This window comes from Maritimimonas sp. 2210JD6-3, from assembly GCF_056591795.1.
This window is the reverse complement of record NZ_JBWQOJ010000008.1, coordinates 50,353-64,027: the sequence shown is the minus strand read 5'-3', so window position 1 is coordinate 64,027 and position 13,675 is coordinate 50,353. Positions and strand designations below refer to the sequence as shown.

13 protein-coding genes are annotated in these 13,675 nt (G+C 30.1%); 6 read left to right on the top strand and 7 right to left on the bottom strand.

Annotation, left to right across the window (positions count from 1 at the left end):
• Positions 1–77 precede the first annotated feature (77 nt).
• From AC1EUY_RS05720 to AC1EUY_RS05700, 5 genes are read left to right on the top strand one after another with little or no spacing between them, the layout of a single operon-like run.
• Complete coding sequence (locus AC1EUY_RS05720; RefSeq protein ID WP_480194549.1) at positions 78–791, top strand: DUF547 domain-containing protein; 714 nt, start codon at positions 78–80, stop codon at positions 789–791.
• A gap of 23 nt (positions 792–814) precedes the next feature.
• Complete coding sequence (locus AC1EUY_RS05715; RefSeq protein WP_480194548.1) at positions 815–1,705, top strand: hypothetical protein; 891 nt, start codon at positions 815–817, stop codon at positions 1,703–1,705.
• Positions 1,706–1,744: 39 nt separating this feature from the next.
• Positions 1,745–2,758 carry a glycoside hydrolase family 113 gene (locus AC1EUY_RS05710; RefSeq protein ID WP_480194547.1) on the top strand — a complete coding sequence of 338 codons (1,014 nt, stop codon included), beginning with the start codon at positions 1,745–1,747 and terminating at the stop codon, positions 2,756–2,758.
• Positions 2,748–3,485 carry a hypothetical protein gene (locus tag AC1EUY_RS05705; RefSeq protein ID WP_480194546.1) on the top strand — a complete coding sequence of 246 codons (738 nt, stop codon included), beginning with the start codon at positions 2,748–2,750 and terminating at the stop codon, positions 3,483–3,485. The genes AC1EUY_RS05710 and AC1EUY_RS05705 overlap by 11 nt, the downstream gene beginning before the upstream one ends.
• A 23-nt stretch (positions 3,486–3,508) precedes the next feature.
• Complete coding sequence (locus AC1EUY_RS05700; protein WP_480194545.1) at positions 3,509–4,747, top strand: BamA/TamA family outer membrane protein; 1,239 nt, start codon at positions 3,509–3,511, stop codon at positions 4,745–4,747.
• A gap of 61 nt (positions 4,748–4,808) precedes the next feature.
• On the opposite strand, the gene AC1EUY_RS05695 is transcribed toward AC1EUY_RS05700, so the two are convergent.
• The 7 genes from AC1EUY_RS05695 to AC1EUY_RS05665 all read right to left on the bottom strand — a co-directional run bounded on the left by AC1EUY_RS05695 (position 4,809) and on the right by AC1EUY_RS05665 (position 10,407).
• Positions 4,809–5,693 (bottom strand): sterol desaturase family protein, encoded by an 885-nt coding sequence (locus AC1EUY_RS05695; RefSeq protein WP_480194544.1) that lies wholly within the window; start codon positions 5,691–5,693, stop codon positions 4,809–4,811.
• Positions 5,694–5,921: 228 nt separating this feature from the next.
• Positions 5,922–6,890, bottom strand: a complete 969-nt coding sequence (arsM, locus tag AC1EUY_RS05690) for an arsenosugar biosynthesis arsenite methyltransferase ArsM (RefSeq protein ID WP_480194543.1) — start codon at positions 6,888–6,890, stop codon at positions 5,922–5,924.
• Positions 6,891–6,909: 19 nt separating this feature from the next.
• Positions 6,910–7,725 carry a purine-nucleoside phosphorylase gene (locus AC1EUY_RS05685; RefSeq protein WP_480194542.1) on the bottom strand — a complete coding sequence of 272 codons (816 nt, stop codon included), beginning with the start codon at positions 7,723–7,725 and terminating at the stop codon, positions 6,910–6,912.
• A 7-nt stretch (positions 7,726–7,732) separates the two neighbouring features.
• Positions 7,733–8,368 carry a TIGR04282 family arsenosugar biosynthesis glycosyltransferase gene (locus AC1EUY_RS05680; RefSeq protein WP_480194541.1) on the bottom strand — a complete coding sequence of 212 codons (636 nt, stop codon included), beginning with the start codon at positions 8,366–8,368 and terminating at the stop codon, positions 7,733–7,735.
• Positions 8,369–8,507: 139 nt separating this feature from the next.
• Positions 8,508–9,560 carry an arsenosugar biosynthesis radical SAM (seleno)protein ArsS gene (gene arsS / locus AC1EUY_RS05675; protein WP_480194540.1) on the bottom strand — a complete coding sequence of 351 codons (1,053 nt, stop codon included), beginning with the start codon at positions 9,558–9,560 and terminating at the stop codon, positions 8,508–8,510.
• 120 nt (positions 9,561–9,680) lie between these two features.
• The gene (locus AC1EUY_RS05670; RefSeq protein WP_480194539.1) at positions 9,681–10,016 is read right to left on the bottom strand and encodes an arsenosugar biosynthesis-associated peroxidase-like protein; all 336 of its coding nucleotides are present in this window, start codon (positions 10,014–10,016) and stop codon (positions 9,681–9,683) included.
• 85 nt (positions 10,017–10,101) lie between these two features.
• Entirely contained in the window at positions 10,102–10,407 is a 306-nt protein-coding gene (locus AC1EUY_RS05665; protein WP_480194538.1) for a DUF6787 family protein, read from the bottom strand.
• A gap of 128 nt (positions 10,408–10,535) precedes the next feature.
• On the opposite strand from AC1EUY_RS05665, the gene AC1EUY_RS05660 reads away from it, so the two are divergent.
• Positions 10,536–13,349, top strand: coding sequence for a helix-turn-helix and ligand-binding sensor domain-containing protein (locus AC1EUY_RS05660; protein ID WP_480194537.1), 2,814 nt, complete (start codon positions 10,536–10,538; stop codon positions 13,347–13,349).
• Positions 13,350–13,675: the final 326 nt, after the last annotated feature.

The window sequence follows — 13,675 nt, the reverse complement described above, 5'->3', positions numbered from 1 at the left end:
AGAATATTATTTGGTATCTGTAAGGAATCCAACCTTCTCTTCGACTTAGTTGCTGTTGATTTGTAAAAAACGAAAAAATGAAAAAAAGTATTTTAATTATAGCGATAGTCTTTACATCATCGTTAACCTTTTCACAAAACCTAAGTACATTTTTTAATAAAGCAGATACCTTTTTTAAAAAGAATGTAGCAAATGGTAAAGTAGCTTACAGTAGTATTCACGAAAATCAAACTAGTTTGAATGAATTACTTAGTATGGCAAAAAAAATAAGTGTTTTAAAAAGTGATGCCAAGAACTATCAAGCTTTTTGGATAAATGCCTATAACCTTTCGGTAATTAAAGGTATAATAGATAACTATCCAATTAAATCGCCTTTAGATAAAGCAGGTTTTTTTGATAAAATTAAATATAATTTAGGAGGTAAATCGATTACGTTAAATAATATAGAGCATAAGCTACTCAGAGCTCAATTTAAAGATCCGCGCTTTCATTTTGTATTGGTTTGTGGAGCATTGGGATGTCCTCCAATAATTAATAAAGCGTATTTGCCAAATACGCTAGATAGTCAATTAGAAAAGCAAACTAAAATAGCTTTAAATGGTACGTTTCTTAGAGTAGATACTAAAAAGAAACGTGTACAAGGATCAGAAATTTTAAAATGGTATAAAGAAGATTTCACAATGAACGGAACTAAAGAAATTGATTTTATCAATAAATACAGAACCGAAAAAATACCATCTAATTTTAAGTTAGGCTATTTTCCATATAACTGGAACTTAAACAAACAATAATATATAATTTTTAAAAACTTAAGATGAAAAAAACAATAACATTACTAGCTTTATTAATTATGACTTTTTCAGTATTTTCTCAACAAGAGGATAATGATGATAGTCAAACTAGAAGTAATATTCAAACCTATACGCCTTCTAAATTATTAAATAAAGGACAATGGGATATTAAATGGTTTAATAACCTATATACAGAAACTAAAGATTTATTTGGACCTAATGGAGATAAAAGAGATATACCACGAAACACTTTTTTTACCTCTACTGTAGATGTTTTTACAGGAATTTCAGAAAATAGTTCATTGAATATTGGGCTCTTATTAGAATTTCGTTCTAATGTTATAGGTGGGCGTGATGCGCTAGACGTATTTTCTTTTGATGGTGAGAGAGGCTCAGCTCGTTCAGGATTTACCTCTTTTGCACCAGCTATAAAATTTAATCCTATAAAGAATGTAGGTAACTTTACGATACAATCAGCGTTTCACATTCCTCTGGTTGATAATGAATCTGAACAGGGCGTTTTTTTAGATCAAAAAGGATTTACATTTCAAAATCGCTTCTTCTATGATTATACCTTTCCTAGTGGAGACTGGCAATTATTTACTGAGTTAAATTCAGAATATAACTTTGGCGATAAAGATGAAAGCTTTGCAAATAACAGCTTACGCTTAACTCCTGGAGTTTTCTTAAGTTATTTTCCTAGTTCAAAATTTACTGTCTTAGGTTTGGCTCAACATTCTCAACTAATAGATTTGGGCAATAACTTTAGTCAAGATTTTACAGCGCTTGGTGGTGGTGTAAAGTATCAGTTAACCAAAGTACTAAATATTGAAGCATTATACACTAACTTTGTAAGAGGTAATGATACTGGATTAGGTCAAACTTTTAATATTGGTTTGAGAGCATTATTTTAAACTCAGTTTTAAGAAAATAAAGTGTTATTTTTAGGCACTATGAATTTTTATAATTGCCTTTTAATAACACTTTTGTTTTTTGGTTTAACCTCTTGTGAGAGTCAGACAAAAAAAAATGAAAAAATTAACGGGTTAAATTTTGTTGCTTCTAGAGATAGTATATCAGACATTCATTTAAAACCAGTAAAAAATATTAATGCTAATTATGTTGCATTAATACCCTTTGGTTTTATTAGAGATCTATCAACGCCCGAAGTAGATTATAATAGTGATAAGCAATGGTTTGGTGAGCGAGTTAAGGGAATACATCAGTACGGTCATAAGTTTCAAAATATAGCTATAAAGTTAATGTTGAAACCTCAAATATGGGTTTGGCGAGGTGAATACACGGGCAATATCTCGATGGAATCTGAAGAATCTTGGAAAATTTTAGAACAGACGTATGAAAAGTTTATTTTAGAATATGCCCTAGTAGCTCAAAAATTAGAGGTTGATATTTTTTGTATTGGGACTGAATTAGAAAAATTCGTACTTAATCGTCCGAAATACTGGACATCTTTAATTCATAAAATTAGAAAAATCTATAGTGGAAAATTAACATATGCAGCTAATTGGGATGAGTTTAAACAAGTAACCTTTTGGGATCAATTAGATTATATAGGAATTGATGCGTATTTTCCAATAACAGAAGTAAAGACACCTACCATTCATGAGTTTGAAAACGGTTGGAAAGTACATAAAAAAGAAATTAAAAAAATACAATCTAAGTATAATAAACCTATATTGTTTACAGAATATGGATATAGAAGTATAGATTATTCGGGTAAAGAACCCTGGGATTCAAAACGAGTAGAAAAATCAGTAAATTTGGAAGCACAATCAAACGGACTACAAGCCATTTATAATCAATTTTGGGATGAAACATGGTTTGCTGGTGGATTTTTATGGAAATGGTTTCATAATCATGATGAGGTAGGAGGTGAACAAAATAATCGATTTACTCCTCAGAACAAACCCGCTGAAAAAATAGTTAGAACCTTATATGCAAATTAAAAGTGTACTTATTTTTGTGCTTTTTATTCTTATATCTTGTACTTCAGATGATAAGATTCAGAATATAGAGAATCTTCAAAACTTGATTGCTGCTAATGCGTCGTTAGAGTTAGATGAAGTTATAGCCTGTGCAGCTAGTAAAAAAGAAGATAATACCATTTCACATATTTATTACTACCCCTTACCTGATGCTAAAAATATTCAATATTTTGAGACTGCTTCTGTAACTGTAAACCCAAATGATTTTACCAATTATAATTTAAAGACATTGCCTATTGAAGATGTTTTTGGTGGCTATTTAAAAAGGTTTGTAAGAATAGGCACAGAAGAAGCTTATGCCATTGTAACTTTTGAGACCGAAGGCAAGTTTCATAAATCAAACCCAATACGGTTAAAGAATAGTTCTAAACCAACTGAATACAGTGATGCCGTATCAATTGATTTTTCAGAATCTTTAATGCCCTCTTTTAGTTGGAACGATGGGGTTATTGCAGAAAATGCCATTTATTTTCAAGTACTTACCAATAAACAAAATGAGTTTATATCAGGAACCTATACTTTAGATACGATGTTTCAATATTACAATTTAGATAATGTAGTATTGCATATTAATAGAATACCTCCCCAAAATCTAATTTTAAATAATGATTATATTTTTTCATTATTAGGTGTGAGTTTAGATAACTGGGTTAATTTATATTTAGAGAAAAATTTCGTGGCCCAATAATGAAGTTATCTTATATATTAATATTGAGTCTAACAGTTTTTTATTGTGATCTCTTTGCGCAAGATACTATTGCCAATGTTAAAGTTCAAGGGATAAAAAAAACAAAGGCATCGTTTATAAAGAAAATTATTAAATCTAAGGCTAATCAAAAATTAGATTCTTTAGTGCTGAATGAAGATATAGCGTTATTGAAGCGATTGCCTAGTGTTTCATATGCTTATTTTCAAGTTTTTCATTCTGAAGGTAATAAATACAATGTTTTTATAAATATTGAAGAAAACTTTTCTATTATCCCGTTCGGAAACATCTATACCACCAACGATGATGAATTTGCTTATAGAGTAGGTGTGACAGAGTTCAATTTTTTTGGAAGAAATATGAGTCTTGGAGGTTTTTTTCAACGGGATATTTATAATTCTTTTGCGATAAATTTTAGAGCTCCTTTTCTTTTTACAAACAAGCTCGGAATAGCTTTTAATTATCAGAATTTAACAACCCAAGAACCTGTTTTTTTTAACAATACTACGGCAGATTATAAATACAATAATATTTCTTACGAGATATTAGGGTTATATCAATTTAACCTTAGAAATAGAATTGAATTGGGATATAATTTGTTTACCGAAGATTATAAATATAAATCGGGTGCTACGAGTACAGATGTGCCTCAAAAACTGGTCGTAGATAAATCGCTGATAAAGTTTATTTATGATTATAACAGATTAAAATATTCTTATGAAAAAGTTACTGGCTTTAGAAGTGTGTTTAATTTTCAATATGTACATGCAATACATCGGCAACTACCTAATTTTACTATTTGGTGGAATGACTTTTTTTATTTTAGAAATATAGGAGAAAAAGGAAATTGGGCAAATAGATTACGTGTTGGCTTAGCAAGTAATGATGATTCTCCTTTCGCTCCATTTTCGGTAGATAATAATTTAAATATTAGAGGGGTTGGCAATACTATTGATAGAGGAACAGGTGTTATTGTTTTAAATACAGAATATCGTCATATATTATATAAAAAGAATAATTTTTTAATTCAAGGCAATGCTTTTTTAGATACAGGTTCATGGCGTAACCCCGGAGGTGACTTTGGAGATTTTAGTAAAAATGAAAACTTTCGGGTGTACTCTGGGTTTGGTGTACGTTTTATACATAGAAAAATATATAATGCCATATTTCGTATTGATTATGGTCACGGCATAACCAATAATTCTACAAAAGGTTTTGTTTTCGGAATAGGTCAATATTTTTAGTCTAATCAAAACTCAAAAGCTAATTGAAGACTTTTATAAAATAATTTTACTCACTTTTCATCTACTTTCTATTTAAAGGATATAATTCCTGACCAAAAAAATCTTTAGGAAACTGCTCATCTCCTTCAAAGCCAATTTCTATATCTCTACCTGAGTGTGGAATATAATTCGTTTTAAAAATATAATCCCAAATACTTAAAGTAATTCCAAAATTAACACCGTTCTTTCTATCTTCTGGAAGTTCTTTTGCATGATGCCAAATATGCATTTTCGGATTGTTAAGAATGTATTTTAAGAACCCATAGTCCCAATCAATATTCGCATGATTTAAATGTCCGATAGCTATATTAAAAAAATGTACTATAGCTACGTCTTGAGCGGTAAATCCTCCTATTATAGCTAATGGAATATACTTTATCGATTTATAAACAACAGGTTCCATCCAATGATAACGTAAATGCGCAGCAAACCCCATTTCTTTTACCGAGTGATGTACTTTATGGAAATTCCATAAAAACGTATATTTGTGTAATAAAGTATGGGTGTACCACTGTACAAAATCTATGACTACAAAGAATGTGAGTATGCGCAACCAGTAAGGAAAAGTATTAATATCAAAAACCTGAAAACTACTCACAGATAATCCTACAATACCTAGCATATCATTAAATAGTTGTTCAACCGTATTCGAAAGTGCTATAAGAATGATTAAGTTTAGCAAAAAGAAATTAAAGAACATATAAAAAGTATCTAGCCAAAAATCTTTGCGAAAAATTGACTGATTCTTTCGCCACGGAAAAGCAATTTCTAATCCCCAAACGAGTAAAGAAATAAGTAGTAGGCCATAAAAGTAATTTTCCCAATTCAGTTCAAAAAGAACAGATTGCTTTATATAATTCCAATAATCGGAATAGGAGCTTTTTATAATATTTATATATTTCTCCATTGAAAATTAATTCATCTAAATTACAATTATAAAATTACTGAAAATAAATCGGGTGATTTACTCTTCTTTGACGAAAAATGGAATAATTAAAACTGACATTTCAGTCCCATCTGTGTGCTTTCCAACGTGAATTAATTATATCTAATAACTAAGGTCTGATACTACAATTTAATGTAAAATTGATACTCAGATTAATAATTCTTTATGACTTTAAGCTACTTTTACTTTTTAGCAACACCCTCCACCATCATAATGGAATGTAGATTGTGAAATAAAAATATCTTTTCGCCCTAAATCAGCGATTGCATTTGCTGTTTTATCACAGATTGCTAAGGGTTGATTTTTTAATAATGTATGCCCTTTATTATCATCAAAATAATCTTCTTCTCCGAAATAGATAGCAGCTTTGCCTGTAAAAATACAGGGACCATCTTCTGGCATAGGGTCTTTAATGGCTGCTACTTCAATCGATTCAATATAAATTAATTCATTAGTAGGGTAATGAACAGGGTCTAAAATTCTATAAGGTTTTCTAGCTCTGATTTCAATCGTACCAAAACCTGCATTCGTGAGCATTTTAACATACTCAGCAATTGGTAAACTACCACTTAAACATAAAGCACGCAAGCGTTCATCATTACGTAATGTTTCATTCATAGGTTGTTCGCAGGTAGGATCACTCATTACTAAACGACCGTGAGGTTTTAATACGCGATACATTTCTGCAATCGCCATTTTTAAATCTTCTGCTTTAAAAATATTGAACAAACAGTTTTGAGCTGCTACATCAATTGAATTGTCTTCTAAAGGAAGGTTTAAAGCGTCTCCTTTACGAAGATCTACAAACTCACTTTTAAACCAATCGTTTTGTTGTTCTGCCTCCATGAAGTTTTTACGCGATGCCTCTAACATTTCATCGACAACATCAACACCAATGACTCCATTTTTTTGGCGAGAAAAGTATGAAAATTGTAATAATTCCATTCCTCCACCTACACCTACATATAATACTTTAGGATTATTCGTTAAATCTCTTGCATGTACTGTAGAGCCACAACCGTAGTTCATTTCTTGCATGATTTTAGGAATTTTTAATCCTGGTAATTCCCAAATAGGATTTGTAGTACAGCATAACCCTACATCGGGTATTAAGGCTGCTTCTTTATAAACGTCTTTTGTCGTTTCTAAATAACTCATATAAAATGATTGCTTTTTATTATAAATTTTTAATTAATTCTTTAAACAAGAGTACTAATTTAGGTTCTGCTTTTTCAGCAACTTCGATAATTTCAGGAATGTTTATAGGTTGTAGCTCTTTTGGGTTACATTCGTCTGTTAATACAGAAATTGCACAGCAAGGTAACCCCAATTGTTTAGCTACAATTACCTCAGGAACAGTGCTCATTCCAACTGCATCTACCTCTAGAATTTGTAGCATTCTATATTCGGCTCTGGTTTCCAATTGAGGTCCTACAACACTAACATAAACTCCTTCATGTAATACTATGTCGTTTTGATTAGCAATACCTTTCAGGAGTGTATTTAATTCTTTTGAATAGGGTTCTAACATATCGGCAAAAATGTTTCCAAATTCTTTAACTTCTTTAAATGCTAATGGAGAACTGCCTTGTAAATTAATATAATCTTCATGTAGCATTAAGTCTCCTTTTTTATAAGATAAATTAATAGCTCCAGCTGCATTCGAAATGAGTATTTTTTTTACACCTAAGCCATGCATAACTCTAATACCATAGGTTACTTCCCAAAGATTATATCCTTCGTATAAGTGAAAACGACCAGACATGACCAGTAGCTTTTTGCCTGATAGCTCACCATAAATGAGTTTTCCGGAATGAAATTCTACGGTGGCTTCTGGAAAATTAGGGATATCGCTATATAAAACTTCTTTATCAATAACAATATCGTCTGTTAATTTACCTAAACCAGTGCCTAAAACAATAGCAATTTCTGGTTTGTTAATCCCTTCCGATTTTAAATAGTTTATGGTCTCTAGTAATTGTTGTTGTTTCATATTATCTTTATTTCGAAACAGTAGTTTTAACAAATTCTTGAATTTTTATATTGTTTTTGTAAAAATTCGAGTTGATTAGATCTTCAAAAGTATCAATATCATTTAATGTTTTGAGTAGTGCTACATTTACAATATTTGAATCAGCTAATTCTTTTAATGTAGTGTCTAATAAAATGGGTTGACTCCAAGGTTTATTAGCAAATATTTTTTTATTCATTTTAGAGAGACCTACTAGATAATACCCACCATCTTCGGCTGGACCAAAAACGATATCGTGGTCGTCTAATTTTTTAAAGCTATTTTGAATAATTTCCTCAGTTATATCAGGTAGGTCAGAGCCAATTAAAGTAATTTGATGATACCCATCTTTAAAACCTTTTAAGAATGCATTCTTCATTCGCTCTCCTAGGTTAGCACCATGCTGTACGGCTTTTTTAGCTCCCATAAATTTAGAGTCAATAATTACATCAGAAAAATAGATTCGTTTTTCTACTTGTAAATTAGCCACAACATTTTCTGTAATACTAAAAAGTTCTTTATAAATCTCAATGGCACCCTCATTTCCAATAGTTTTTGCCAGTCTGGTTTTTACCTTGCCAAGTTTTATGTTTTTTACAAAAACAATAAGTAATTGTTTATTCATATACTTTTATACCACATTTTATCATATTTTCCAATTCTTGTTAAAGGCATGTGTTTTTTTGTAGTTTTATTGTTCACGCTTATTAGAAGTATGTTAAAATATTTCAAATTTCTTACAATCAACAATTTCTATTTAAAACTTAAGCCACAGTACCTTGGCAACTACTACCTGCACCTGCCGTACACCCATAACAATGTTGATTAATAATGATGTTTCTATTCTGTAATAGTTCTTCGTTATACTCTGAGATGTGTTTTACTTTACTGGCAACTTTTAAGTTTAACATCTGATTAAAATCACAATCATAAAGCCATCCATCCCAACTTACAGAAATGGTATTTGTACACATTACGTGTTGAACAGCCATAGGATTATAAGCTTCTACTAATGCATACATATAATCTTCGTAGTTATCTGAAGCAATTAGATAATCTAAAAAGCGACTTATAGGCAGATTTGTAATAGCAAATAAACTGTTAAATACAATACCAAAATCTTCGTGTAATGCTTTTTTGAAATCACTTTCTAAAGCAGCTTGGTCTCCTGGTAAAAAAGCTCCCGAAGGATTGTACACAAGATCTAACGTAAGTTTGCTTCCTTCCTTTCCATAGCCAACTGCATTCAACATTTGTAATGCTTTTATTGATTTATCAAAGACACCATTTCCACGTTGTTTATCGGTTTTTCCTCTTGTGTAATGAGGCATAGAGGAGATTACATGAACATTGTGTTTTTTAAAGAATGTTGGTAAGTCATGGTATTTTTTATTAGCCAATATAATCGTAAGATTTGATCGAACTATAAAATCTTTTACTCCCAATTTTGAAGCCTCTTCTACAAACCATCTAAAGTTCGGATTCATTTCAGGTGCACCTCCAGTTAAATCTAGGGTATGCGCACCAGTTTTTTTAATGACAGCTAAGCATTGTTGCATGGTTTCACGAGTCATTATTTCTTTTCTATCTGGTCCTGCATCTACATGACAATGTGCACATACTTGGTTGCACATATAACCTACATTAATTTGTAGAATTTCTAACTTTCTTGGCTTTATTGGAAACTGATTTGTTTCTTTTATTTTCTGAGCAAAAGTTGGCAATTCACCCTCTTTAAAAATACCATTAGAGAGTATTTCTAACTGTCGCTGTGTATTTGCTAAATCGTTACTTCTTGCTACGAGAGATTTTTTCATTTTTTTTATTAGTTGAATTTACTTCAGCTTCTTAGTTTAGGTTAACTAATCATAAGATTTCAATTATTAGTTGAAATTAGTTATTCATAACAATTTGAATAGTCAAAGTTGGTTCAGTATTTACATTTCTAGTTTATTCACTTTGTTCATCATCTGCACACTATGAACTAATGTTGCACCACTTTTAATAGCTGCTCCAACATGAACTGCTTCCATCATTTCTTCTTTGGTTATTCCACGTTGTAGCCCATCTTTTGTATAAGCATCAATACAATATGGACATTGCTCAGTATGTGCTACAGCCAAAGCGATCAAGCTTTTTTCACGAGCTGTTAACGATCCTTCCTCAAATACTTTTCCGTAATATTCAAAAAAAATATTTCCAAGTTCTTCACTCCATTCAGTAATCTTACCAAATTTGCGTAAATCAGAAGGATCATAATATGTTTTAGACATAGATTATAGGTTTTAAAACTTAAATAGTGCTATAAGTTATGGGTTATTTGTAGTAAAAGATAGCGTATAATTACAAAAAAAAGTACTATTTCTTAAATAAAAATCCTAATCCTAACCGGGTTAGGAATTTTTTTTCAAAATTCTTGAAAAACTTGAATTGTCCGAAAAGCCATCCTACAATAGGTAATGTAATCTGGTAAATCGGAAAAATAAGAAGAAAGCGCATGGTATGATACCACCAAGGTGAAAATGTTTCTTTTGTGACTCCAAAAAATTCGGTAACGGGTTTAGAAACCCAAGCAGCAAAAGATCCATTAATAGCAAATACTATTAGAATAGCAACAATTGCCCAATTACTTTCAATACCCCAACGTTTTTTTAGCTTTTCCACTTTACAGACTCAAGATTGTCAACAAAAATACGATTTGATTATTTAACGAAATTGAAAACTATTCATTTTGTTTTGCCTTAGAGAAAAAGAATTATTAACTTGTAATTTAATAGTATTCATTTCATTATATGGTGAAAAAATTCACAACGTTTTTCTTTTTTTTATTAGCTGTTCTTATTTCTGCACAAGAGCTGCCACCTATACAGAATTATACACCCATAGATTATGGTGGTGAAAATCAGAATTGGTCAATTTCTCAATCAAAAAATAAATTGATTTATATAGCAAATAATGATGGTTTATTAGAATATAATGGAGCTTCCTGGATTTTGTATCCTTCACCTAATGAAACCATTATGAGATCTGTAAAGGTTATTAATGATAGAATTTACACTGGGGCTTATATGGAATTTGGTTTCTGGGAAAAAAATGAAGTTGGAGTTTTAGAATATACTTCGATATCGCAAAAATTCAAAGCAAAACTTATTGAAGATGAAGAGTTTTGGAATATCATCGGAGTAGAAGACGGAGTAGTTTTTCAATCGTTAAACAGAGTTTATATTTATGATGTTAACGATGAATCGATAAGGAGTATTGACTCTGACGAAGAGATTGTAAGAATGTTTGAGTTAAACGGTAGTGTTTATTTTCAGCGCACTAGTAAGGGTATCTATAAAATTGAAAATGGAAATGATGTACTTTTTTTAGAAAATGACCTGCTTAAAGGTAAAGAAATTATCAACTTGTTTTTAAATGATACAGAATTACTAATCTTAACGAGAAATAATGGTTTCTTAACCTTTAAAGATGGTTTTTTAAAAGAATGGGATAGTTCAATTAATGATAAATTAAAAAACTATAGTATATATGATGCTATTCAACTTAAGAAAGGAGATTTAGTTCTTGGTACTATTGCAAATGGATTAATTTATTTAAACAATAATGACACAATTTTATATGAAATTAATCAAAGTAATGGTCTAATAAATAATACCGTATTAGCCGTTTTTGAAGATATCGATAGTAATCTTTGGTTAGGACTTGATAATGGTATTAGTTATGTTAATATTGATTCTCCATTTCGAATTTATAAAGATCAGAATGGTGCTTTAGGGAGCGTTTACACGTCAGCTACTCATAAAGGTAATTTATATTTAGGTACCAATCAGGGCTTATTCTATAAGCCTATTAAAAGTAGAGAAGCGTTTAAATTTATACAAGGTACTGAAGGGCAGGTTTGGAGTTTGAACCGTATTAATGGAGAGTTATTTTGTGGACATCATACGGGTACATTTGCTATTAACAATAATTTAGCTAAAAAAATAGCAAATATTCAAGGAACTTGGAAAGTCGATAAGTTAAATGATGATGATAATCTTCTAATACAAGGTAATTATGACGGTCTTTATGTACTTGAAAAAGAGAAAGATAGTGGGTGGCAATTAAGAAATAGAATTAAAGGATTTAATAACTCCTCAAGACAATTTGAGGTTTTTGGTAATGAAGTTTTTGTAAATCATGAATATAAAGGTGTATTCAAGCTTACGGTAAATAATACATATACCGAGACAGAAAATATCGTAATTGATACGATACTAAAAGGAGCAAATTCTGGAATATCAAGATATAATGATGAATTAATTTATGCATATAAAAAAGGTATATTCAAGTATAATAAAGATGAAAAATTGTTCATAAAAGACAGCCTTTTAAGTACTGTTTATAATGAACAAGACTATATTTCTGGAAAAATTAATCATGACGAGCAAAAACAAGAATTTTGGATATTCACAAAATCTAATATAACCAATATTTCGAAAGGTAAGCTAGTAAATAAACCTAGCTTTAAATGGATTCCGCTAACGTATAAAGAGCGTAATGATGTTATAGAGTATGAAAATATTTTATATGTTGATGAATTAAATAACTACATAGTTGGTACAAATTCAGGATATATAACAATAAAGGAAAAAGAAATTTCAATTGATAATTTTAATGTTGAAATAACTAGTATAAAAAATGGTATTAACCAAAATCATAGTACATGGAATCATTTAGTAGATATAGAAAAAAAGATAGATTTTAAGAATAATGAAAATAATTTCAAAATATCTTATCATACTGCTAAATATACTAAATACCTTAAACCTAGATATCAATTTCAACTCTTAGGTATCTATGACGAATGGAGTGAATGGTCTAGCGAATCTACTGTATTCTTTGAAAATCTACCATACGGAGAATATACATTTAATGTGAGAAGTAAAGTTGGCGATAAACTTTCTACAAATACAGCTTCCTATAACTTTCGTATTGATAAACCTTGGTATATAACAAATCTTATGCTGGCAATTTATGGGCTTGGTGTGCTACTATTTTCATTTTTTATGCATACACTTTACAGACGCTATTATCATAAAAAACAGAATAAGCTTATTGAAAAAAATAAAAGAGATTTAGAGTTAGCCAAAGTTCAAAGTGAAAAAGAACTTATTAAAATAAAAAATGAGCAGTTACAAAAAGATATACAAAATAAAAGCCAAGAATTAGCTGCATCTACACTAAGCATCGTTAAGAAGAATGAATTATTAACTGCGATAAAGAATCAACTTGTTGGTTCTATAAATGATACGAGGGCTATTCAGCCTGTGCTAAATACAATAGATAAGAGTTTAGACCATCATGATAATTGGAAACTCTTTAAAGAGGCATTTAACAATGTTGATAGAAAATTTTTAAAGAAGCTCAAAAAAACACATCCAAATTTATCTCCTAACGATATAAAATTATGCGCATATCTTCGTTTAAATCTCTCTTCAAAAGAAATTGCTCCATTGTTTAATATATCTTCTAGAAGTGTAGAAATTAAGCGATACAGACTACGAAAAAAAATGAATTTACCGCATGAAGAGAACTTGGTAAACTATATTTTACAATTGTAAAACCTCAACAAAATCTAAAGAAAATAATATCATGTTCAAAAAAACTCAACATTACCTATACATGTTGTAGTTTTAAAAATATACGTATTGTCCATTTTCTTTATTGATAATTTGCTTTTCTATATATAGATGTAATTAGAATTTAACAAAAATCAAACTTAAAAATTGATATGTATGTTTTTTGTAGAGGTGTTTTTTATGGATTTCGCAATATTTAGAAATAAGTTTATATCATTCTTAGATAGCTCCCTTCGATAAGCCTCTTCTCTTTATTAGATTCTTGTCACTGGCTATCAAAACAAAATCTAATTGATGAACTCTAAAAA

Excerpts from the sequence above, each read along its gene's own strand:
- AC1EUY_RS05710 (WP_480194547.1), top strand. The coding sequence starts at position 1,745 with ATGAATTTTTATAATTGCCTTTTAATAACACTTTTGTTTTTTGGTTTA.
- AC1EUY_RS05720 (WP_480194549.1), top strand. The coding sequence starts at position 78 with ATGAAAAAAAGTATTTTAATTATAGCGATAGTCTTTACATCATCGTTA.
- arsM (WP_480194543.1), bottom strand. The coding sequence starts at position 6,890 with ATGAGTTATTTAGAAACGACAAAAGACGTTTATAAAGAAGCAGCCTTA.
- AC1EUY_RS05715 (WP_480194548.1), top strand. The coding sequence starts at position 815 with ATGAAAAAAACAATAACATTACTAGCTTTATTAATTATGACTTTTTCA.
- AC1EUY_RS05660 (WP_480194537.1), top strand. The coding sequence starts at position 10,536 with ATGGTGAAAAAATTCACAACGTTTTTCTTTTTTTTATTAGCTGTTCTT.
- AC1EUY_RS05705 (WP_480194546.1), top strand. The coding sequence starts at position 2,748 with ATGCAAATTAAAAGTGTACTTATTTTTGTGCTTTTTATTCTTATATCT.
- AC1EUY_RS05680 (WP_480194541.1), bottom strand. The coding sequence starts at position 8,368 with ATGAATAAACAATTACTTATTGTTTTTGTAAAAAACATAAAACTTGGC.
- arsS (WP_480194540.1), bottom strand. The coding sequence starts at position 9,560 with ATGAAAAAATCTCTCGTAGCAAGAAGTAACGATTTAGCAAATACACAG.
- AC1EUY_RS05695 (WP_480194544.1), bottom strand. The coding sequence starts at position 5,693 with ATGGAGAAATATATAAATATTATAAAAAGCTCCTATTCCGATTATTGG.
- AC1EUY_RS05685 (WP_480194542.1), bottom strand. The coding sequence starts at position 7,725 with ATGAAACAACAACAATTACTAGAGACCATAAACTATTTAAAATCGGAA.
- AC1EUY_RS05670 (WP_480194539.1), bottom strand. The coding sequence starts at position 10,016 with ATGTCTAAAACATATTATGATCCTTCTGATTTACGCAAATTTGGTAAG.